This window comes from Streptomyces mesophilus (genome assembly GCF_011044995.1).
GTDB classification, from domain to species: domain Bacteria; phylum Actinomycetota; class Actinomycetes; order Streptomycetales; family Streptomycetaceae; genus Streptomyces; species Streptomyces mesophilus.
In genome coordinates this window covers 164,705-185,706 of record NZ_JAAKZW010000002.1, presented here as the reverse complement: position 1 = coordinate 185,706, position 21,002 = coordinate 164,705, and the positions used below count along the sequence as shown (strand labels likewise).

Annotated in this window: 20 protein-coding genes; 11 read left to right on the top strand and 9 right to left on the bottom strand. The window is 70.3% G+C overall.

What is annotated here, in order from left to right:
- Positions 1-17: 17 nt before the first annotated feature.
- The 4 genes from G6045_RS01625 to G6045_RS01610 are packed head-to-tail and all read left to right on the top strand — an operon-like array spanning position 18 to position 4,118.
- Complete coding sequence (locus G6045_RS01625; RefSeq protein ID WP_165329899.1) at positions 18-782, top strand: (Fe-S)-binding protein; 765 nt, start codon at positions 18-20, stop codon at positions 780-782.
- On the top strand, positions 779-2,257 hold the full coding sequence (locus G6045_RS01620; RefSeq protein ID WP_165329898.1) for a LutB/LldF family L-lactate oxidation iron-sulfur protein: 1,479 nt from the start codon (positions 779-781) through the stop codon (positions 2,255-2,257). The genes G6045_RS01625 and G6045_RS01620 overlap by 4 nt, the downstream gene beginning before the upstream one ends.
- Complete coding sequence (locus G6045_RS01615; protein WP_165329897.1) at positions 2,254-2,898, top strand: LutC/YkgG family protein; 645 nt, start codon at positions 2,254-2,256, stop codon at positions 2,896-2,898. The genes G6045_RS01620 and G6045_RS01615 overlap by 4 nt, the downstream gene beginning before the upstream one ends.
- A gap of 59 nt (positions 2,899-2,957) precedes the next feature.
- Positions 2,958-4,118, top strand: coding sequence for an ABC transporter ATP-binding protein (locus G6045_RS01610; RefSeq protein ID WP_165329896.1), 1,161 nt, complete (start codon positions 2,958-2,960; stop codon positions 4,116-4,118).
- 65 nt (positions 4,119-4,183) lie between these two features.
- On the opposite strand, the gene G6045_RS01605 is transcribed toward G6045_RS01610, so the two are convergent.
- On the bottom strand, positions 4,184-4,987 hold the full coding sequence (locus G6045_RS01605) for an alpha/beta fold hydrolase (protein ID WP_165329895.1): 804 nt from the start codon (positions 4,985-4,987) through the stop codon (positions 4,184-4,186).
- A 154-nt stretch (positions 4,988-5,141) separates the two neighbouring features.
- Here G6045_RS01605 and G6045_RS01600 point away from each other — a divergent pair, with 154 nt between their 5' ends.
- On the top strand, positions 5,142-5,735 hold the full coding sequence (locus G6045_RS01600; RefSeq protein WP_165329894.1) for a TetR/AcrR family transcriptional regulator: 594 nt from the start codon (positions 5,142-5,144) through the stop codon (positions 5,733-5,735).
- A gap of 40 nt (positions 5,736-5,775) precedes the next feature.
- On the opposite strand, the gene G6045_RS01595 is transcribed toward G6045_RS01600, so the two are convergent.
- From G6045_RS01595 to G6045_RS01580, 4 genes are read right to left on the bottom strand one after another with little or no spacing between them, the layout of a single operon-like run.
- Positions 5,776-6,714, bottom strand: coding sequence for an ABC transporter substrate-binding protein (locus G6045_RS01595; RefSeq protein ID WP_165329893.1), 939 nt, complete (start codon positions 6,712-6,714; stop codon positions 5,776-5,778).
- A complete protein-coding gene (locus G6045_RS01590) occupies positions 6,711-7,385 on the bottom strand; it encodes an ABC transporter permease (protein ID WP_165329892.1) in 675 nt (224 codons plus the stop codon). The genes G6045_RS01595 and G6045_RS01590 overlap by 4 nt, the downstream gene beginning before the upstream one ends.
- Positions 7,382-8,071 carry an ABC transporter permease gene (locus G6045_RS01585; RefSeq protein WP_165329891.1) on the bottom strand — a complete coding sequence of 230 codons (690 nt, stop codon included), beginning with the start codon at positions 8,069-8,071 and terminating at the stop codon, positions 7,382-7,384. The genes G6045_RS01590 and G6045_RS01585 overlap by 4 nt, the downstream gene beginning before the upstream one ends.
- Positions 8,068-9,042 (bottom strand): tellurite resistance/C4-dicarboxylate transporter family protein, encoded by a 975-nt coding sequence (locus G6045_RS01580; protein WP_165329890.1) that lies wholly within the window; start codon positions 9,040-9,042, stop codon positions 8,068-8,070. The genes G6045_RS01585 and G6045_RS01580 overlap by 4 nt, the downstream gene beginning before the upstream one ends.
- A gap of 91 nt (positions 9,043-9,133) precedes the next feature.
- Here G6045_RS01580 and G6045_RS01575 point away from each other — a divergent pair, with 91 nt between their 5' ends.
- Positions 9,134-9,700: a DUF421 domain-containing protein gene (locus G6045_RS01575; RefSeq protein WP_165329889.1), complete on the top strand. Its 567-nt coding sequence runs from the start codon at positions 9,134-9,136 to the stop codon at positions 9,698-9,700.
- 29 nt (positions 9,701-9,729) lie between these two features.
- Here the strand turns inward: G6045_RS01575 and G6045_RS01570 are convergent, their stop codons facing one another.
- The gene (locus tag G6045_RS01570; RefSeq protein WP_165329888.1) at positions 9,730-11,055 is read right to left on the bottom strand and encodes a glycoside hydrolase family 18 protein; all 1,326 of its coding nucleotides are present in this window, start codon (positions 11,053-11,055) and stop codon (positions 9,730-9,732) included.
- 129 nt (positions 11,056-11,184) lie between these two features.
- Positions 11,185-11,952 (bottom strand): YqjF family protein, encoded by a 768-nt coding sequence (locus G6045_RS01565; protein WP_328707620.1) that lies wholly within the window; start codon positions 11,950-11,952, stop codon positions 11,185-11,187.
- A 310-nt stretch (positions 11,953-12,262) separates the two neighbouring features.
- Between G6045_RS01565 and G6045_RS01560 the strand changes: the two genes are divergently transcribed.
- The gene (locus tag G6045_RS01560) at positions 12,263-13,792 is read left to right on the top strand and encodes a peptide MFS transporter (protein WP_165329887.1); all 1,530 of its coding nucleotides are present in this window, start codon (positions 12,263-12,265) and stop codon (positions 13,790-13,792) included.
- An 82-nt stretch (positions 13,793-13,874) separates the two neighbouring features.
- Here the strand turns inward: G6045_RS01560 and G6045_RS01555 are convergent, their stop codons facing one another.
- Positions 13,875-15,329: a glyceraldehyde-3-phosphate dehydrogenase gene (locus tag G6045_RS01555; protein ID WP_165329886.1), complete on the bottom strand. Its 1,455-nt coding sequence runs from the start codon at positions 15,327-15,329 to the stop codon at positions 13,875-13,877.
- A 159-nt stretch (positions 15,330-15,488) separates the two neighbouring features.
- Between G6045_RS01555 and G6045_RS01550 the strand changes: the two genes are divergently transcribed.
- Positions 15,489-16,766 (top strand): cytochrome P450, encoded by a 1,278-nt coding sequence (locus G6045_RS01550; protein ID WP_165329885.1) that lies wholly within the window; start codon positions 15,489-15,491, stop codon positions 16,764-16,766.
- 16 nt (positions 16,767-16,782) lie between these two features.
- On the opposite strand, the gene sigJ is transcribed toward G6045_RS01550, so the two are convergent.
- Complete coding sequence (gene sigJ, locus G6045_RS01545; protein WP_165329884.1) at positions 16,783-17,781, bottom strand: RNA polymerase sigma factor SigJ; 999 nt, start codon at positions 17,779-17,781, stop codon at positions 16,783-16,785.
- Between the two features lie 205 nt (positions 17,782-17,986).
- Here sigJ and G6045_RS01540 point away from each other — a divergent pair, with 205 nt between their 5' ends.
- The 3 genes from G6045_RS01540 to G6045_RS01530 all read left to right on the top strand — a co-directional run bounded on the left by G6045_RS01540 (position 17,987) and on the right by G6045_RS01530 (position 20,942).
- Positions 17,987-18,691 carry an NAD(P)-dependent oxidoreductase gene (locus G6045_RS01540; protein WP_165329883.1) on the top strand — a complete coding sequence of 235 codons (705 nt, stop codon included), beginning with the start codon at positions 17,987-17,989 and terminating at the stop codon, positions 18,689-18,691.
- Positions 18,692-18,797: 106 nt separating this feature from the next.
- Positions 18,798-20,003, top strand: coding sequence for an RNA ligase (locus G6045_RS01535; RefSeq protein ID WP_165329882.1), 1,206 nt, complete (start codon positions 18,798-18,800; stop codon positions 20,001-20,003).
- 3 nt (positions 20,004-20,006) lie between these two features.
- On the top strand, positions 20,007-20,942 hold the full coding sequence (locus tag G6045_RS01530; RefSeq protein ID WP_328707619.1) for a phosphatase domain-containing protein: 936 nt from the start codon (positions 20,007-20,009) through the stop codon (positions 20,940-20,942).
- Positions 20,943-21,002: the final 60 nt, after the last annotated feature.

Sequence of the window (21,002 nt, the reverse complement as noted above, 5' to 3'; positions counted from 1 at the left end):
ACCGAGGAGGAGCCGCGATGCGTGTCGCTCTGTTCCTGACGTGCGTCAACGACACGCTCTATCCCGACACCGGCCGCGCCGTGCTCAAACTCCTGAACAGGCTGGGCGTCGAGGTCGATTTCCCGATGGCGCAGACCTGTTGCGGACAGGCCCACTACAACACCGGCTATCGCCACCAGGCCGAGCCGCTGGCCCGGCATTACTCCGATGTCTTCGGCGAGTACGACGCGATCGTCACCCCGTCCGGCTCCTGCGCGGCCATGGTGCGTGAGCTGTACCCACGCCTTGGCGAGCGGGCCGCGGCGGAGGGGCGCGGCGATGAACTCTCGCGTGTGCTGGCCCCGGTGATCCCCAAGACCTATGAGCTCACCGAGTTCCTGGTCGATGTGCTCGGTGTGGTCGACGTCGGCGCGTACTACCCGCACAAGGTCACGTACCACCCCACCTGCCACGGCCTGCGCTCGCTCGGCCTGGGCGACCGCCCGCGACGCCTGCTTGAAGCGGTCAAGGGCCTGGAGCTGGTGGAGCTGCCGGGAGCCGAGGAGTGCTGCGGCTTCGGCGGCACGTTCGCCGTGAAGAACCCCGATGTGTCGGCTGCCATGGGCTTGGACAAGGTGCTGGGCGCCGAGTCCACGGGGGCCGGTCGGCTGTGCGCGGCGGACAACTCCTGCCTGATGCATCTCGGCGGCACGATGAGCCGGCTGCGTACGGAGATCAAGCCGGTGCACATCGCGGAGATCCTGGCGAGCACCGAGGACGACACCGAGGGGGATGCGACATGAGCGGGACCTTCGTCGGCATGCCGGCCTTCCCCGCGGCCGCGCACGGGGCGGTCGCCGACCGGACCCTGCGGGCGAATCTGCGCCATGCCACGCACACCATCCGCGACAAGCGGGCCCGGGCCGTCACGGAGCTGGACGACTGGGCCGAGCTGCGCGAGGCGGGCAAGCAGATCAAGGACCATACGCTGCGCCATCTCGACACGTATCTGGTGCAGTTGGAGGAGGCCGTCGTACGGGCCGGGGGCACCGTCCACTGGGCGGTCGACGCGGACGAGGCCAACTCGCTCGTGACCCGTCTCGTCCAGGAGACGGGTGAGCGCGAGGTGGTCAAGGTCAAGTCGATGGCCACGCAGGAGATCGGGCTCAACGAGGCGCTCGAAGAGGCCGGGATCCGCGCGTACGAGACGGACTTGGCCGAACTCATCGTGCAGCTCGGCAAAGACCGCCCCTCGCACATCCTCGTCCCCGCCATCCACCGCAACCGGGGCGAGATCCGCGACATCTTCGAGCATGAGATGGCCAGTTGGGGCCGCCCCGCACCGGAGGCCCTGGCCGACTCCCCCGCCGAGCTGGCCGAGGCGGCGCGGCTGCATCTGCGGGAGAAGTTCCTGCGGGCCAAGGTCGGCATCTCCGGCGCCAACTTCATGGTCGCCGAGACCGGCACGCTCGTGATCCTGGAGTCCGAGGGCAACGGACGTATGTGCCTGACATTGCCCGAGACCCTGATCTCGGTCGTCGGCATCGAGAAGATCGTGCCCACGTGGCGTGATCTGGAGGTGTTCCTCCAGACACTCCCGCGCTCCTCCACGGCCGAGCGGATGAATCCGTACACGTCGACGTGGACCGGCACTTCGGACAGCGACGGACCGCGCACTTTCCACCTCGTCCTGCTCGACAACGGCCGCACCGACACCCTCGCCGACGAGGTCGGCCGCCAGGCGCTGCGCTGCATCCGCTGCTCGGCCTGCCTCAACGTCTGTCCGGTGTACGAACGGGCCGGCGGCCATGCGTACGGGTCGGTGTACCCGGGTCCGATCGGCGCCATCCTCAGCCCCCAACTACGCGGCATGGGAAGCGAGATCGACCGGTCGCTGCCGTATGCCTCCTCGCTCTGCGGCGCCTGCTACGAGGTGTGTCCGGTCGCGATCGACATCCCCGAGGTGCTCGTCCATCTGCGGGAGCGGGTCGCCGAGGGCGGTGAGGTGGTGCGCAACGGCGCGCGGATCACCGTGCGGCCCGCGAAGGGACATGCCGCCGAACGCGCGGCCATGCGGGCGACGGCCTGGGCGTTCGGCAGGCCGGGCATCCTGCGCACGGGCCAGCGCCTGGCTTCGCGCACCCGCCGTCTGCATCCACGCAAGCTCCCGGGTCCGGGCAAGGCCTGGGGCGCGAGCCGGGATCTGCCCGAGGTGCCGCAGGAGTCGTTCCGAGACTGGTGGGCGCGGACGGACGGCGGAAAGGGAGAGGTCAAGTGAACAGCAGGGAACGGGTGTTGGCGCGCGTACGGCGGGCCGTCGGCGACGCGTCCGACAGTGCGTCCTCCTCGTACGCGCAGGACGTGCCCCGCGATTACCACGAGCAGCACGGCGCGCGCACCGCCGCCGAGACGGCCGATCTCCTTGCCGAGAACCTCGCCGAGTACCGCGCGCTCGTCCACCGTGCGCAGGAGGCCGACCTGCCCGCCCTGATCGCCCGGCTGCTCGCCGAACGCGACGCGGACTCCGTGCTGGCCCCGGCGGGACTCCCACGGGAGTGGCTGTCCGGCGTGGCCGCTCGCCTCGTCGAGGACAGCCCGGACAGCACCCCGCACGAACTGGACGAGGTGACGGCGGTCGTGACCGGCTGCGCCCTCGCCGTCGCCGAGACCGGCACGCTCGTCCTCGACGGCTCCCCCGACCAGGGACGCCGACGGATCACCCTGATCCCCGACCACCACATCTGCGTCGTACGGGTCCCCGAGCAGCTCGTCTCCTCCGTTCCGCAGGCGCTCCCCCGGCTCGACCCCGGGCGGCCGCTGACCTGGATCTCCGGCCCGTCCGCCACCAGCGACATCGAGCTGGACCGGGTGGAGGGCGTGCACGGACCGCGCACCCTCCAAGTCATCCTCGTGGAGTGAGCCCACCGTGCGGCCCGTCCCGGTGTGCGGCCCGCGAGCCCCGCTCGTAGCGTGAGGGCATGATCCGGTTCGAGCGGGTGACCAAGCGGTACGCCGACGGCACGACGGCCGTGGACGACCTCTCCTTCGAGGTGGCCGAGGGCGAACTGGTGACGCTCGTCGGACCCTCCGGCTGCGGCAAGACCACCACGATGATGATGGTCAACCGGCTGATCGAGCCCACCGCGGGAAAGATCTTCGTCGACGGCGAGGACATCTCCACGGTCGACCCCGTCAAGCTGCGGCGCCGGATCGGATACGTCATCCAGCAGGTCGGTCTGTTCCCGCACCGCACGATCCTCGACAACACCGCGACCGTCCCCGCCCTGATCGGCTGGAAGCGCTCGAAGGCGAAGGCGCGTGCGGCGGAACTGCTCGACATGGTGGGCCTGGACCCGAAGAAGTACGGCTCCCGCTATCCCGACCAGCTCTCCGGCGGGCAGCGCCAGCGAGTCGGTGTGGCCCGGGCCTTGGCCGCCGATCCGCCGGTGCTCCTGATGGACGAACCGTTCGGCGCGGTGGACCCGGTGGTGCGTGAGCAGTTGCAGGACCAGTTCCTGCAGATGCAGCGGAACGTACGCAAGACGGTTGTGATGGTCACGCATGACATCGAGGAGGCCGTGCGCCTCGGCGACCGGATCGCGGTCTACGGGCAGGGCCGGATCGAGCAGTTCGACACTCCGGGGGCCGTGCTCGGCAACCCCGCGACGCCGTACGTGGCCGAGTTCGTGGGCGCCGACCGAGGTCTCAAGCGCCTGTCGGTCACCGAGATCGAGCCCGATGACCTGGAAGAACCGCCGCTCGCCCGCCTGGACGAATCCGCCTCGGCCGCCGCGTCCCGGCTGCGCGCCGAGGGGGCCCGCTGGGCCGTCTGCCTCGATGAGGCGGGCGAACTGCACGGCTGGGCGGGCGTCGACGAACTGGCGCTCGCGGGCGACGCGAAGGTCGGCGATCTCGCGCACCGGATGAACTCCTGGGTCCCTGTGGGCGCCCCGCTCAAGACCGCTTTCGGGGTGATGCTCCAGCACGACGCGGGCTGGGTCGCCGTCCTCGACGGCGCCCGTTTCCTCGGCGTACTGACCCCGGCGAAGCTGCACGAGGCGCTGCGCCGGTCGGTGGATGCGGACGCGCTGGGGGTCGGGCGCGACGAGGTGGAGTTCGACTCGGTGGCGGACGCGTAACCGCAGAGCCGGCCTACGAGTCGCCCGAGAGCCGGCCTCGGCTCAGTGGGCCGAGGCCGGTCTGTTCACGCCTGCGGCCGAGCGGCGAAGAAGTCCGCCAGAACCGGAGCGAGGAGCTCGGGAGCGATGGTGTGCTCCTGCCCCGGGAAGACGCGCAGGGAGAAGTTGTCGGCCAGCGCGGCGAGTTCCTCGGCACCGGTGAGCATGTGCGGTGCGCCGGCGTCCCCGCTGCCGACGAGGACGGGGATGTTCACGGACTGCCAGCGGTCGGCGGGCAGCGGACGCCCGGACATCGTGTCGCCCATGATCCGGCCGTCGTAGGGCAGCGTGCGGGCCGTCGCCTCCATGCCGGCCCAGAACGGAGCCTGCCGCATGCCCGCGACCGCCTCGGGCGGCATCCCCACCGCGGCCGTCATGAAGTAGGCCGCCGCATCGCCGTACGCGCCCTGCCGCACCAGCTCCTCGAGGTGGGCGACATAGTCGGCGGGCAGCGGCGGGCGGCTCGCGTCGGTGATGAAGGGCGGTTCGTACAGCGCAAGGCGGGTCACCGCGCTCCCCCGGGCAACGGCCTCCAACGCCAGTACGGCACCGGAGGACATACCGAACACCATGGCCTCGCCGCCCGCGTGCCCGATCAGCGCGTCCAGGTCCTCGACCTCGCGCCGCACGTCATAGGTGTCGGCGTCCCCGCTGTCACCGCGCCCCCGGCGGTCGTACGTGAGGACCGTGAAGCGGTCGGCCAGCAGACCGGCCAGCTCGGCGGAATCGTGCCGGGTCATGAACGCGCCGCCGACGAGCACCACGACGGGCCCCGACCCCTGCTGCTCGTAGGCGATGACCGTGCCGTCGGCAGCGAACACCTTGTTCATATGAAGTCCCACTCCCCTTGTGCGCTGCGCACAGGACACCAAGCCCTGCACCCAAAGGCCACGACACGTGCCGTGTCGTTGGCGGAGCAGAGACTGCCCGCAGGCTCCGTAATCTGTCAACACGCCACGTGTCGTGTCCTGTTAGGGTCGACCGGTGACCAAGCCCCCCAACCCGCAGCGGCGCAGCCAGAAAAGCCGTGACGCGATCCTCACCGCGGCTCTCGAGCTGTGCGGCGAGGAGGGGTACGGGCGTATGACGATCGAGGGCATCGCAGCCCGCGCCGGCGTCAGCAAGAAGACGATCTACCGGTGGTGGCCGTCCAAGGGCGCCGTCGTCCTCGAAGCCCTCCACGAGGCAGCCGACACCGTCGCCCCTCATCCCGACACGGGCGACTTCGCCGCCGACATGCGGACCCAGATGGCCACCGTCATCCGCTTCCTCTCTCCGCCCTCGCATGCCCCTCTCGCCGGGCTGGTCGCCGACGCGCTGCGCGATCCGGAGCTCGCCGAGCAGATGCGCGAGCGTCTGGTCCGGCCGCGCATCGAGGCGTTCGGGCAGCGCATGCGCCGCGCTCAGGAGCAGGGCCAGTTGCACCCGGACGCGGACCTGGACGTCGCCCTCGATCTGTTCTACGGCCCCCTGTACCACCGGCTCGTCCTCCACCTGGGCCTGCCGGAACCCGCGTATCTCGACACCTTGATCGAGCACGTCATCCGTGCGCTGGACCCGGGGCACGGCAGGACCTAGCGATCGCGTCCACCGGGAGCCCGTAGCAACGGGGCAGCGCTTACAGCAGCCCCTTCTCCTCCAGATACGCCTCCGCCACGTCCTCCGGAAGCCGACGCCAGCTGTCCACCTGCTGGTTCATCGAGGCCAGATCGGCCGTGGTGAGAACGGTGTTGAGCTTGCCGAGAGCCGCCGCGACCTTCTCGCTGCCGGCCCGGGAGCGGTTCACGACGGGCACGATGTAGTCGGCGTTCTGCAGCTTCTTGTCGTCGGCGAGCAGCACCAGGCCGAACTCGCCGAGCGTGGCGTCGGTGCTGGTGGTGAGGACCATCTGGTCCTGACCGGCCTGTACGGCCTTCTTGGCCTGGGTGGTACCGACGCCTTTGGGGTCGACGGAGGTGATGTCGATGCCGTACGTCTTCTCCAACCCGGGCTGGCAGTAAGGCCGTTTCACGCACTCGTCGCCCGCCGCGAGCCGCACCTTGAGGCCGGAGCGGCCGAGGTCCGACAGGGTTTTGAGGTGATGCTGCTTCGCGTACGCGGAGGTGACCGCGAAGGCGTTCTGGTCGACGGCCTTGCCTGGGTCGAGCACGGTGAGGCCACGCGGCGTGGCGAGCTCGCGCAGGGCCGTCATCGTGGTGTCGAGGTCGGGTGAGCCGACGGGGGGCGCGTCGGCTCCGTTGGCTTTGGCGTTGAGCCAGTCCGCGAAGGTCGCCGCGTACTCGGGGACGACGTCGATCTGGCCGGATTCCAGGGCCGGTTCGTACAGTTCGCGGTTGGCCACCGTGAGGAGGGTGGTGCGGTACCCGGCCTTCGAGAGCAGCTTCGCGTACATCTGGGCCAGCAGGTCGCTCTCCGTGAACCCGGCCGATCCGATGGTCAGGGACTTGCTGTCGCCGGGCGGTGCGGTGACCTCGCCCTGGTTCTCCAGGGACGGTCCGGTGGAGCAGCCCGCGAGGAGCGCGGTCAGCAGACAGGTCGTGGCGAGCGGCCGTCTCATGCGGTCCTCCCCCGTGCCCAGCCGGGGGCGAGGCGTTCGGCGAGCTCGAAGAGCCCCTCGACGATCAGGGCGAACGCGGCCACCAGGACGGCGCCCGCGACCACTTGGGCGGTGGAGGCCAGATTGAAGCCCGCGGTGATGATCCGGCCGAGTCCGCCGCCGCCCGCGAGCGCCGCGATGGTGGCGGTGGCGACCAGCTGGACGGCGGCGATCCGTACACCGTTGAGGATCATCGGCAGGGCGAGCGGCAGTTCGACCCGCCACAGCATCTGGCGTCCCGTCATGCCCATCCCGCGGGCCGCCTGGACGATGCTGCGGTCGACCTCGCGCATCCCGACGTAGGCGTTGGTGAGCAGCGGCGGTACGGCGAAGAGCACTAGGGCGACGACCGTCGGGCCCTGCCCCCACTTGCCGATCGGGGTGAGGAGCAGCAGGACCAGGACGGCGAAGGTGGGTACGGCGCGGCCGACGTTGGAGATGTTGACGGCGAGCGCGCCGCCCTTGCCGAGGTGGCCGAGGACCAGTGCGATGGGCAGCGCGATCAGACAGCTGATGACCAGGCAGACCACGGTGAGCACCAGGTGTTCGGTCAGGCGGTGCCAGACGCCGTCGCCGCCGGACCAGTTGGCGGGGTCGGTGAGCCAGTCCCAGGCATCGCTCAGCGTGTTCATCCGCGCGCCCCCTTCTGCCAGGGCGTGAGCAGCCGTTGCACGCCGAGGAGCAACAGGTCCGCGGCGATCGCGATGACGACACACAGCACGGAGGCGGTGAGGACCTGGGCTTTGAAGTACGTGTTCATCCCGGCGTAGATGAGATTGCCGAGCCCTCCGTAGCCGACGATCGCGCCCACGGTGACCAGCGAGACCGCCGAGACCGTGGCGATCCTGAGGCCGGCCATCGCGGCCGGTACGGCGAGCGGGAGTTCGACGGTGAGCAGCAGCCGGATCGGTCCGTAGCCCATACCGCGGGCGGCCTGCCGGGTCTCCTCGGGCACGGCGCGCAGTCCGGCGAGGATGTTGCGCACCAGCAGCGTGAGTGAGTACAGGACCAGACCCGCGACGACCAGGGCGGCCGACAGCCCGTACACGGGAAGCAGCAGCGAGAACATCGCGAGCGAGGGGATCGTGTAGAGCACGGTCGTCAGGCCGAGCAACGGCCCTGACGCCCAGTGCCAGCGGCGCGCGGCGACGGCGAGGGGGACGGCGAGGACCAGGCCGATCAGGACCGAGATCGCGGTGAGTTCGAGGTGCTGGATCACGGCGTCGGTGAGGATCTCGCTGCGGGTGCTCAGGTACTTGCCGCAGATCCACTCGTTGCGGGCGAGGCAGTCGTCGGGCGCCTCGGGAGCTGCCTTCATACCGGCCTCACCGCCGAACGGACCGCCCCCGCGAAGACCGCACACCACACTGCGACGGCGCACCACACGAGCACCTTGCCCGGCGTCCTCAGCCCCGCGACGCCGGCCGCGGTCGCGAGGGACAGCGTCGCGACGCCGGTCATGCCCATGGGGAAGACGGTGGCCCAGCGGCGTACGTCGAAACGGAGCCGGGGCCAGGCGACTTCCGCCACGGCCAGGACCGCGTACCAGGCGAAGGCGAGGGCGAGCAGGGTCAGCGCCGCGATCCGCAGGGCGTCGTGGAACGTTCCGGTGAAGGCGGCCGAGGCGAGCAGCTTCGCGCCGGCCAGGGCCGAGATGGCCAGGGCGCCGCACGCCACCCACTGGTCGCCCGCGCCGCGGCGGACGTTGCGCAGGTCGAACCGGCCCAGCGCGAGACCGTACAGGACCAGGCCCAGGCAGAACGCGGCCAGGGCCGCGCGGGCGAGCCAGGTCTGGTGCAGCAGGGGTGCGAGCGTGGCGCCCAGGACGGCGAGCCCTTGCGTGGCGACGCAGACCAGGAACACCGCGCCTGGCATCGCGTGGTGCCGCACCCGCAGCACGGAGTCGCGAAGGACCGCGGGCAGCAGCACCAGGCAGACCACTGCGGCGAGCACGAGCAGGACGGTGGCGAGCGCGGTCCAGCCGAGCAGGGCGAGCCGGGTGCCGAGGACGCAGGTCGCGGCCACTGCGGTGAGGGCGGGCGGGGTGTCCGCCTCATGGATCCAGCGGGCCCGGTCGTTCAGGAGCCGCCCGGTGAAATCGGCCGCGAGGCCGCTCCACATCACGGCGGCGAGGGCGAGCGCGGCGAGGGACAGGTTCTCTTGGCCCATCAGGTGCAGCCCCACCGACAGGATGCCGGTGGCCATCACGGCGGAACCCGCGGCGGGTGAGCGCCCGGTCCACCAGCGCACGAAGCTCCGCCGATGCTGAGGCGACACACCGGTGCTCATGCACCCACCTTCCCCACCCGCGGGGTCCCGCGCCGGGAATGCTGGACCGATCGGCTGACGCGGCCGGTGTCCGACGACTTCGGGAGCGCGTGTGTGGCACGACCTGGTGGATGTGGGGATCCCGTACGGCGAGAAGGCCGTACGGACGGTCGCGGTGTATCTGATCGTGCTCGTGCTGCTCAGATTCGCCGGGAAACGGGACCTCGCCCAGCTGAACACCTTCGACCTGGTCGTGATGCTGTTGCTGTCGAACGTCGTGCAGAACGCCGTGATCGGCCCTGACAACTCGGTGACCGGGGCAGCGCTGGGCGCGGCGGTACTGCTCGCGGTGAACGGCGTCGTCGTACGGGCGGCCCAGTCCTCAGGACGGCTGGGGCAGATTCTCGAGGGATCTCCCGTCGACCTGGCGCGGGACGGGCGCTGGCTGCCCCGGACCGTGCGGCGCTACGGCCTCAGGATCGCCGACCTCGATGTCGCGGTGCGCCGGCAGGGCGGCGACGACGTGGCCGAGGCCAGTGCGGTGAGCCTGGAGCCCGGTGGCACGCTCCTGGTGACCCTGAAGGACGGCGATCAGGCGGCGGACAAGAACGACATCGCGGCGCTGCGGGCCGAGATCGCGCAGCTGCGGGAACAGATCGGGCGCACCCGGGACGAGTGAGGGTCTCCGGGTGCGCCCGATGCTTGGGGTCAGCGCCCGAGAGCGCGGTCCACGGTCCGGACCAGCTGAGCGTCCGCCGTGTCCCCGTCGAGCGACCAGAACATCGCGCCGCCGAGGCCGCGGGCCTTCACATAGCCCGACTTCACGGCGAGCGTGGCCGGGTCGTCGTACGTCCACAGCGTCGTGCCGTCGAACAGCCAGGTGTGGCCCTCGCGCACATTGCGGTGGATCTTGTACGTGCCCGAGTCGGCGAGCGCCTTGAGTTCCTTGTAATCGGCGTACCCGTTGGCCCACTTGGCGGGAGCGGGACCGGTGGCGGGCCGGCCCATGCCGTCGCCGCCGCCGCTGACGCCGGTCCAGCCCTGGCCGTAGAAGGGCATGCCGACGACCAGCTTGCGGGCCGGGGCGCCGCGTTCCAGCCAGGCGTTCACCGTGCCGTTGACGCTGAAGTCGTTCCGCGAGAAGAGCGCGGACTGCTGGGCCGTGGTCTTCTCGCCGCTGACGTGGAAGTCGTAGCCCTGGAGGGTCACGAAGTCCAGATCGCGCATGATCTTCTTGACCTCGAAGCCCGCGTCGATCTTCTTCTCGGCGGTGGGCACGAAAGCCGACAGCTCGTAGTGCTTGCGGTTCTTCTGGCCGAGCGCGTCGAGCTGGGCGCGGAACTCGGCGACGAGCGCCGTGAAGTTCTTCTTGTCCTCGGGCCGGAACACGGTGTCCGCGTCACCCTCGGAGCCCGGCCACTCCCAGTCGAGGTCCACGCCGTCGAACACCCCGGCGGCCGCGCCGTCTCCGCCGCGTACGCCGTCCTGAGGCAGGTTGCCCTTCAGGTAGAGGTCGACGCAGGACTGCACAAACGCCTTGCGGGACTCGGCAGTTCGCACCGCGTCGGAGAAGTGGGTGGACCAGGACCAGCCGCCGAGCGAGATCATCACCTTCAGGCCGGGGTGCTTGGCCTTCAGCTCCTTGAGCTGGTTGAAGTTGCCGGCGAGGGCCTGGGTGTCGGTGTCGGCCACCCCGTCGACGGAGTTCTCCGCGTCGAGCGGGCGCTGGTAGTCGGCCCACGGGTCGGACTCGCCCGGCACGGCGTTCAGGAAGCACTTGCCCTGCGGACTGACGTTGCCGAAGGCGTAGTTGATGTGGGTCAGGCGGGCCGCTGCGCCGCTCTTGTCCAGGTCCTGGACCTGGAAGTCACGGCCGTAGACACCCCACTGGGTGAAGTAGCCGACCCGCTTGAGCGCGGAGCGGCCACGGTCGCCCCCGCGCTCGTCACCGCCCTCCTGGGCCTGGGCGAGCGGAGCGATCAGGGCGACGAGGCAGACGGCCGCGGCCGCCTGGGGCAGAATTCTTCGGCGCATGGGCTCATTCCTGGTCGACGGAAGAGGGCCAACTGGCCTGGTGCAGACAGGAGTCGGCCAGCCGAAGTTATTGGTCTGGACCAGAATGGGTCAAGAGGGCGGACACATTCCCGACCGCGCGGAACAGTGCTACGGCGTGGGGATGCCGGCCGGCCCTCGTCCGGGGCGCCCGAACTCGACCGGCACGCCGGGCGAGTAGAGCACGCTGACGGGTGCGCCGCAGGGCCGCGGAAGACCCGCCGACTCGATCAAGTCGTCCTCGTGGTCCAGGAGATCCGCGTGGTACAGCGGCCAGCGCGGGTGGCTGTTGGGCAGATAGAGGGAGCGGCCGAAGAAGGCGCTGTGCAGGCCCCAGCGCGCGGTGAGGAAGTGCTCGAGTTCGCTCGGCTCCTCGACCGGCTCGCCGACCCGCAGCGCGATCCGGCTGCGCGCGCCCCGCGGGCCCGGCCACCGGCGGCGGCTGTCGTAGACGAGGACGTCGCCTTCCCTGCGTACGGACATCTTCGACCAGAGGTACGGCAGCCCGAAAGCCGCGCGGCCGACCGTGACCGGGATCAGCCGGGAGGCGTCGAGGCTGCGGAAGACGACGCCGCGGCGGCCCTGCCCGTCGACCGAGTAGAGGCGCACATTGGTCTCCGGGAAGCTCCCGAGATACGGGACGCCGGGCAGCCGGAACCAGCCGACGCGGTGCATACGGAAGGCGACGAGACCGACGTACGTGGCGCCGTCGAGGGTGTCGGGCACGGTGCCGGCCGGCAGCAGCGGGGCCACGTCCGCGGGGTCCACGGCCCAGTGCACGAACGCCAGGTCCAGCCAGGACTGCGTGAGCAGCGCCCGCGCCGGATAGCCCGGCGGGTCCGCGGTGATGGGCTCGGGGCGCACCGGCGTGAACGTCACCCCGGCAGCTTCCCAGACCGCCCCGCCGGCGGGCCGGGCACCCCGGGCTCCTCGTCCTTTCGGCCGAGGGGTTTATGTTCCGCGTACGGACAAAAGGCACTTAAGTCGCCCCGGCGCGGTCGTCACAGTGGATATCAGTGACTGACCTGTGGGCCGGGCCTTCGGTGCAACGACGCATACGAGGCGTGGATCCCGTCGGAAGCGGCCTCTCGCACCCATGAGCGCAGGGTGAGGGCGCCCGGACGGTGCCGGCCACCCACCCGGGCGCGAACCTGCTCACCGCGCGTCCCGAGCGATCGAGGAACGACCCATGGCGACCAGCCAGACCATGGCCCCCGCCCCCCGTCCCGGGCCCCGGCCCACCGAGAAGACCTTCTTCGGGCACCCCCGCGGACTCGCCACGCTGTTCATGACCGAGATGTGGGAGCGCTTCAGCTTCTACGGCATGCGGGCGCTGCTTCCGCTGTACCTGATCTCCGGCGGCGCCGACGCGGCCAAGGGGATGCAGGGCGGCGGTCTGGGCATGTCCGTGGCGACCGAGGCCTCGATCTTCGCGATCTACTCGGCGATGGTCTACCTGCTGACCCTGCCGGGCGGCTGGTTCGGCGACCGCGTGTGGGGTCCGCGCAAGACGGTCACCATCTCGGCCCTCGCGATCATGGCGGGGCATCTGCTGCTCGCCGTGCCGGGTACGCCCACCTTCTTCCTCGGCCTCGCGTTCGTCGCGCTCGGCTCCGGCATGCTCAAGGCCAATATCTCCACGATGGTCGGCCACCTGTACGACGGCCCGGACGACCCGCGCCGCGACGGCGGCTTCACCGTCTTCTACATGGGCATCAACCTCGGTGGCATGTTCTCGCCGCTGATCATCGGCACCGTCGGCGAGACCGTCAGCTGGCACCTGGGCTTCGCCCTCGCCGCCGCCGGCATGGGCCTCGGCCTGATCCAGTTCCTGCTCGGCACCCGCCACCTCAGCGAGGCGTCGAACGTGGTGCCCAAGCCGCTGACCGCGGCCGAGCGCAAGAGCGTGATCGTGAAGTCGCTGCTCGCCGCCGCGGCGGCCGTGGTGTTCTACGTCTGCGTGGCGTCCTTCACGACGATCACCGACAACTGGATCCTGGTCCCGCTGTCCGTCCTCGGCATCGTGATCCCGGTCCTCGTCCTGATCCGCATCAAGCGCGACAAGAGCCTGACGCAGCTCGAGCAGTCGAAGATGTCGGGCTTCATCTGGTTCTTCGTGGCCGCGGCGATCTTCTGGGCGATCTACGACCAGGGCTCGTACACGATGGCCACCTTCGCCGGGGAGTCCGCACAGAACTCCTTCTTCGGCTGGGACTTCCCGGTCTCCTGGTACCAGTCGGTGAACCCGGTCCTGATCATGGCGCTCGCACCGGTGATCGCGAGCGGCTGGCTGTGGCTGAACCGCCGCGGCAAGGAGCCGAGCACCATCGTGAAGTTCTCCTCGGGTCTGGTGCTCGCGGGCGTCTCGTTCTTCGTGTTCCTGATCCCGATGACGACCGCCGCGCACGGCGCGAAGGCCGCGGCGCTGTGGCTCGTGGCGATCTACTTCGTGCAGACCGTCGGCGAGCTGTGCCTGTCCCCCGTCGGCCTCTCGCTCACCACCAAGATGTCCCCGGCGAAGTACGCCTCCCAGATGATGGGCGTCTTCTTCCTCGCGGTGACCGCGGGCGACTCGCTGATGTCGCTGCTCAGCACGGGCGGCATGAACCTGGACAGCCGGGGCGTCGTCGGCGTCGAGGCGGCCGTGGCGGTGATCGCCGGTATCGGGATCTGGGTCTACCGCGGGCGGGTGCAGCGCCTGATGGGCAGCATCAACTGACCTCGCCTGTACGCGAAAGGGCCGCCACACCTCTCGGGTGTGGCGGCCCTTTGCGCATCAGTGCCTCTTACGCATCAGTGCCTCAGACAGCAGGCGCCGGGTACGTCGGGTACTCGACGCCCGAGACGTGCTGGACGACCCGGATCACCTGGCACGAGTAGCCGAACTCGTTGTCGTACCAGAGGTAGAGGATCGCGTTGTCGCCCTCGACCTTGGTCGCGCCGGCGTCCACGATCGAGGCGTGCCGCGAGCCGATGAAGTCGCTGGAGACCGCGTCGGGCGTGGAGATGAAGTCGATCTGGCGGCGCAGCGGCGAGGTCAGCGAGACCTCGCGCAGGTGGTCGAGGACCTCCTCGCGGGTGGTCCCACGGGCCAGCTGCAGGTTCAGGATCGCGATCGACACATCCGGCACGGGCACACGGATCGAGCTGCCCGTGATGTGCGCCTTGAGGTCCGGAAGCGCCTTGGAGACGGCCGAGGCGGCACCGGTCTCGGTGATCACCATGTTGAGCGGCGCGGAGCGGCCGCGGCGGTCGGCCTTGTGGTAGTTGTCCAGAAGGTTCTGGTCGTTGGTGAACGAGTGCACCGTCTCGACGTGGCCGCGCAGGACCCCGTACTCGTCGTCCATGGCCTTGAGCGGCGGGACGATGGCGTTCGTGGTGCAGGACGCGCAGGAGATGATCTGCTCGTCCGGCTTGAGGCTGTCGTGGTTGACGCCGTGCACGATGTTCGGGACGTCGCCCTTGCCCGGGGCGGTGAGGACGACCTTGTCGACGCCGGGGCGCAGGTGCTGCGAGAGGCCCTCGCGGTCGCGCCACTTGCCGGTGTTGTCGATGAGGATGGCGTCCTTGATGCCGTACGCCGTGTAGTCGACCTCGGAGGGGTCGTTGGCGTAGATCACCTTGATCTCGTTGCCGTTGGCGACGATCGTGCTGTTCGCCTCGTCGACGGTGATCGTGCCCTGGAACTGGCCGTGGATCGAGTCGCGGCGCAGGAGCGAGGCGCGCTTCACGAGATCACCGCCGGACTGGTCACCGCCGCCGCGCACGACGATCGCGCGCAGGCGCAGACCGTTGCCGGAGCCGGCCTTCTCGATCAGGAGGCGGGCGACGAGGCGGCCGATGCGGCCGAAGCCGTAGAGCACGACATCGCGGCCCTCACGGCACTCGATCTTGTTGGCACCGGTCGCACCGGCCACCGCCTGGGCGGTGAACTGCTCGATGCCCAGTCCGCGGTCGTCGGCCCGGTACTCCTCGGCGAGCCGGCCGATGTCGATCTGCGAGGGGCCGAGGTCCAGCGTGGTCAGGGCCTCAAGGAACGGCAGCGTCTCGGTGACCGAGAGCTCCTCGCCGGCTATCTGACGTACGAAGCGGTGGGTCTTCAGGAGCGAGACCACCGACTTGTTCACCAGGGAGCGGCTGTGCAGCAGAACGGTCACGTCCCGCTCGCGGTGCAGCTTCCCGATGAGCGGGATCATCGACTCCGCGATCTCCTCGCGGTGCTTCCAGTTGGTGAACGAGTCGTCGTTGACAGTCACAGGAATTTATCTTTCGAGCTAGGCGGCGCTCACATGCTAACTCCCTGCTGTTCAGGAGCTTGAGGGGGTGGGCCATCTCACTCCTCGGACAGGTCCGGTGCGGTGCTTTCTGCGGCTTCCGTGACGTTTCGCCGCGCGGGCCGGGGTACTCCGAGAGGCATGAACGCGCTACGACGTCTGAAGTCCGATGCCACCCTGCCCCTGCTCGCCGACGGCTACCGCTGGCTGCCCGCCCAGTGGGAACGCACGACAGCACCCGTGGTTCGCACCCGGCTGCTCGGCCGTCCCGCCGTCGCGCTGCGTGGTCCTGACGCGGTGCGCTTCTTCTACGAGGAGCCGCGCATCGCGCGCAGTGACGCGCTGCCCGAGCCGGTGCTCTCCACCCTGTTCGGGCACGGCGCCGTGCACACGCTGGACGGACGCGCCCATCAGGTGCGCAAGACGCTGTTCATGGACCTGCTCAAGGACCCGGGCCGCATCGACGCCCTCGCGGAAGCGGTCGGCACGATCTGGGACGAGACGGTCGGGTGGTGGGCGGACGGCCGGCGCGTGGTGCTGTTCGACGAAGTGAGCCGGATCCTGACACGCGCCGTGTGCGGATGGGCGGGGCTTCCGCTGGACGCCGCCCGGGTCGAGCCCGTGGCACGCGATCTGGTGGCCATGGTCGACGGCTTCGCGGCCGTGGGACCGCGGCACGTGCGCGCCCGGCGGGCCCGCAGCCGCGCCGAGAAGGGGCTGATGCGGCTGATCGCGCAGATCCGCACCGGTGAGCGCAAGGTGCCGGACGGCTCGGTGGTCGATCTCGTGGTCCACCACAGGGACGCCGACGACCAGCTGATCGACGCGCACACGGCCGCGGTGGAACTGCTCAACGTCATCCGTCCGACCGTCGCGGTGTGCTGGTTCGTCGCCTTCGCCGCGCACGCGCTGCATCAGGACCCGGACCAGCGGCAGAAGATCCTCGACGAGGACGGCTACGCACGGGCCTTCACGCACGAGGTACGGCGCTTCTACCCGTTCGCCCCGTTCGTGGCCGGGGTGGCGACCGAGGAGCTGTTCCATCAGGGCGAGCCGATCGAGGAGGGCTCGCTCGTGCTGCTCGACCTGTACGGCCAGAACCACGACGAAGAGCTGTGGCCGCACCCGTACGACTTCGACCCGGGACGCTTCGTCAACCGTCCCCCGCAGCGCGATGTCCTGGTGCCGCAGGGCGGCGGTGAGGCGGCGAGCGGCCACCGGTGTCCGGGCGAGGACATCACGGTCCGGCTCCTCGAGGTGCTGACGCTGCGCCTGGCGCGGCTCGCCTACGCGGTCCCCACGCAGGATCTGCGGATCGACCTGGGGCGCATGCCGACCCGGCCCCGGAGCGGGTTCGTCCTGACCCGCTCGTCGGAGGTTTCGCCGGCCTCAACTGCAGCGCCTTCTCAGGAAGGTTGAGGAAGCGGGCGCCCCTTCACGCAGGTCCCCGGCGTTCGACGGTGGCGCCCTCTTCCGTGACCGTGCGGCCCACGCCCTCGCCTCGCCCCACTCCGGCGAGCTTCTCGGGATCGGTGACGATGTACACGTCGGACACCCCCTCGCCCTCGGCGGCCAGATCCATCACCATCACCGCGAACGGGGCCCCTTCCGCGTACACCACCGCGGCCGCATCACCGTTGACGCTCCGGTAGCGGACGTCGAGGTCGGCCGGCGGGCGCGAGGCGAAGCCGGCCAAGGTACGGGCGACCTTGTCGCGGCCCCGGACCGGGCGCGGCACCGAACGGGCCTTGCCGCCCCCGTCGGTCCACAACGTCACGTCCGGCGCCAGGATCTCGAGCAGCGTCGCGAGGTCGCCGCCGAGCGCCGCGGCGACGAACCGCTCGGTCGCCTGACGGCGGACCCGCGGGTGGGCCTCGAAGCGGGGGCGCCGGGAGCGGACGTGGGAGCGGGCACGGTGGGCGAGTTGGCGTACCGCCGAAGCACTGCGGTCGAGGATCTCCGCGATCTCCGTGTGCGCGTAACCGAACACCTCGTTCAGGACGAACACCGCGCGCTCCAGCGGGCTGAGCGTCTCGAGCACCACGAGGAGCGCCATCGACACCGCCTCGCCGCGCAGCGCCCGCTCCCCCGCATCGGCGTTCTCCACCGGGGAGTCCGCGGCGACCAGGGGTTCCGGCAGCCAGGGGCCGGCGTACATCTCACGGCGGCGGTCCTCGACGGCCCGCCGGGCGAGCGCGTGGTTGACCGCGATCCGCACCAGGTAGGCACGCGGCTTCTCCACCGGCGCCTGCGGTGCCCCGCGGCCCCGGCCCGCCCATGACAGCCAGGTCTCCTGGAGTACATCCTCGGTGTCGGCGACGCTGCCGAGGATGTTGTAGACGACGGAGAACAGCAGCTCGCGATGGTCGACGAAGACCTGCGTCGCCGCGTCGGTCCCCGCCGTCTCCCGCTGCCGCCCTGGGCTGTCGGTCATGCCGCACCTCCCTCGTACCCCCGACGAGGCTCCGCGCCCCCGGAACGTGACATGAACTCCGGAAGTGTGGGTCACCTCTCAACCGGCCCGCAAGAGGTCACACTCGCCGCCGCCGCTCCCCTCCTAGGTAGCAAAACCGTCTGGACGACGGGGAGTTGGCGCCCAAGGCGTGCGCCCCCTTCGTCCGCACCGAAGGGAACCCCTCATGAAACTCGTCGTGTTCGGAGCCAACGGCCCCACCGGACGCCAGGCCACCGCACAGGCCCTCGCCGACGGCCACGAGGTCACCGCCGTCACCCGCCGACCCGAGGACTTCCCGCTCGCCGACGCCCGGCTGCGGATCGTCGGCGCGGACGTACGGGACCCGCTCGCGGTCGAAGCCGTCGTGGCCGGTCAGCACGCGGTGATCTCCTCGCTCGGGGTGCCCTATGGGCGCGCCCCCGTCTCCCTCTACTCCGAAGCCGGCACCCACATCACCCAGGCGATGACCAAGCACGGCGTCCGGCGCCTTGTCTGCGTGACGTCCACCGTGCTGTTCGACACGGAGGCACCCGGCGAAGGCTTCCTCTTCCGCAAGGTCGTCGAGCCGCTCATCGCCCGGACGATGGGCCGCACCGTCTACGAGGACATGCGGCGCATGGAGGCGATCGTCCGCGACAGCGGCCTCGACTGGACGGTGGTCCGCCCCGGCGGCCTCTTCGACGCGGACGCCGTCACCGACTACCAGGTCGCCACCACCCGTCTCCCCGGCCGCTTCACCTCCCGCTCCGACCTCGCACACGCCTTGGTGCGCAGGGCGGTTGACGGCCTGGATGTGCACTCGTTCATCGACGTACGCACCACGGATGGAGCCCCGACCTTCCTCGAACTCCTCAGGAAGGAGGCGTTCGGCGGCAAGAAGTCCAGCTGACCGGGCAGGGGCGGGAGTCACCGGCACCCGCCCCCACCAGCTAAATCGCTGTCGCCGAGCGCCTCCGCCAGGAGAGGATCGAACTCCACGAACCAGGAGGAACACGATGAGCGGGGCACCCCTGACCCTCAATGAGCTGCTGCCGAAGACGGAGCTGTCGGCTGCCCTCGAGGCCGGCCACGTCACCCGCAAGTCGCACCCCTCGCTGCCGCTGTCCATCTACACGTACACACGCAGCGCCCAGTACGAGCGGGCTTGGACCCAGGTGACCACCCGCTGCCGTGGCCTCGTTGCCGATGACCGCACAGGTGAGATCGTCGCGCTGCCCCTGCCGAAGTTCCACAATGTCGGTGAGCACGAGACCGGTCAGCCCTACGCGCCCGCCCTGCCGGACGAGCCGTTCGAGGTGTACGACAAGGTCGACGGCAGCCTCGCGGTGGTCTTCCACTACGCGGACCGCTGGCACGTGGCGTCCAAGGGCTCGTTCATCAGCGACCAGGCGACCTGGGCGCAGCGCCGCCTGGACGGCAAGGACCACACGGCCCTTGTGCCCGGTGTCACGTACCTCGCGGAGATCCTGTACCCGCAGAACCGCATCGTCGTGGACTACGGCGACCGACGGGACCTGGTGCTGCTCGCGGCGTTCGGCGTCGACGGCACCGAACTCCCGCTCGCCGAGGCGGCGACGCACTGGGACGGGATCGGTTCGGTGGTCCGTGTCTGGCCCGCGATGCCGCTCGCCGAGCTCATCGCCCTGACGGACTCGAACACCCTGCCCGGTGGCAAGACCGCCACGGGCACCGACGCCGAGGGCTTCGTGCTGCGCTTCGCGTCCGGCGTGCGGGCGAAGGCGAAGCTCGCCGAGTACGTACGTCTGCACAAGGTCATCACCGGTGTCACCGAGCGGGACATCTGGCGCGGCCACGGCATCCAGCGTTTCGCCCACCTGCCCGCCAAGCAGGTCGCGCAGGCACTCGGCTGCACGGCCGCGGACATCGAGGCGAACCGCCGCCCGCTGGACGCACTGCTCGAGCAGGTGCCGGACGAATTCGACGCCTGGGTACGGGAGTTGATCGCCGGCTTCGAGCAGGAGGTCACCGACCGCGAGCGCGCGATCGACGAGGCGTACGAGACCCTCGCCCACCTCGGCGCCGACCGGGGCGCGTTCGCGCGCGCCGTACAGGCACTGCCCGAGGTGAACCTGCGCTCCGCGATGTTCCTACGCCTCGACGGGCGCACCACCGAACTCGTCACCTACCGTTCCGTACGGCCGGAAGCGGCCGACCCCTTCAAGACCGATGAGGAGAACTGACCCGTGTCCGAGGCAACCAAGCCCGTCGTGCACGTCATGACCGGGCTGCCCGCATCGGGCAAAACGACCGCGGCCCGCAAGCTTCAGGAGGAGGCGGACGGCCGGATGCGCCGGGTCAATCTGGACGATCTGCGCGTCATGCTGGACGTCCCCTCGCCCGAGCAGCGGCGTTCGTACGCCCATGAGCAGACCGTCCTCGAAATCCAGGACGCCGCCGTGCGCGCGGCGGTCGAGGGCGGGTTCGACGTGGTTGTCGACAACACGCACCTCACGCCGAACATCCCCAAGCGGCTCAAGGCGGCGGTCGCGGGCAAGGGCACCTTCGTCGTGCACGACTTCACCGACGTACCGCTCGAGGAGTGCATCCGCCGGGACGCGGGGCGCCCGCGTGAGGTGGGTGAGGAGATCATTCGCATCCTCGCCGACAAGCACACCAAGGCCCGCAGTGGTGGCTGGCGGCTCACGGCCGAGTGGCTGAACGACGAGCCCGAGGTCACGCCGTACGTCCCCGACCCGGCGCTGCCGGCCGCGGTGATGTGCGACATCGACGGCACCCTTGCGCTGCGCGGCGACCGCGGACCGTACGACTTCACGCGCTGCGACGAGGACACCCTCAACGAGCCGGTGCGCCACGCCCTGCGCGCCTTCCGAGCCGGGGACGGTGACGGTGACGTCATCGTGCTGCTCTCCGGCCGCGGCGAGGAGCACCGGGCCATCACCGAGGCCTGGCTCGCCCACCACGAAGTGCCGTACGACGAACTGTGGATGCGCGCCCACGGCGACCACCGCCGTGACGACCTCGTGAAGGCGGAGCTGTTCGACGCGCATGTGCGGAACCGGTACGCGGTCCGGGTTTCGCTGGACGACCGCGACCGGGTCGTGGCGGTCTGGCGCCGGATGGGGCTGCCCACGTGGCAGGTCGACTACGGCAATTTCTAGGGGCGTCGACGGTTCGGGCAACCTCGGGCAACCGGTGTCCGACCCGTCCCTGCGTGCCAG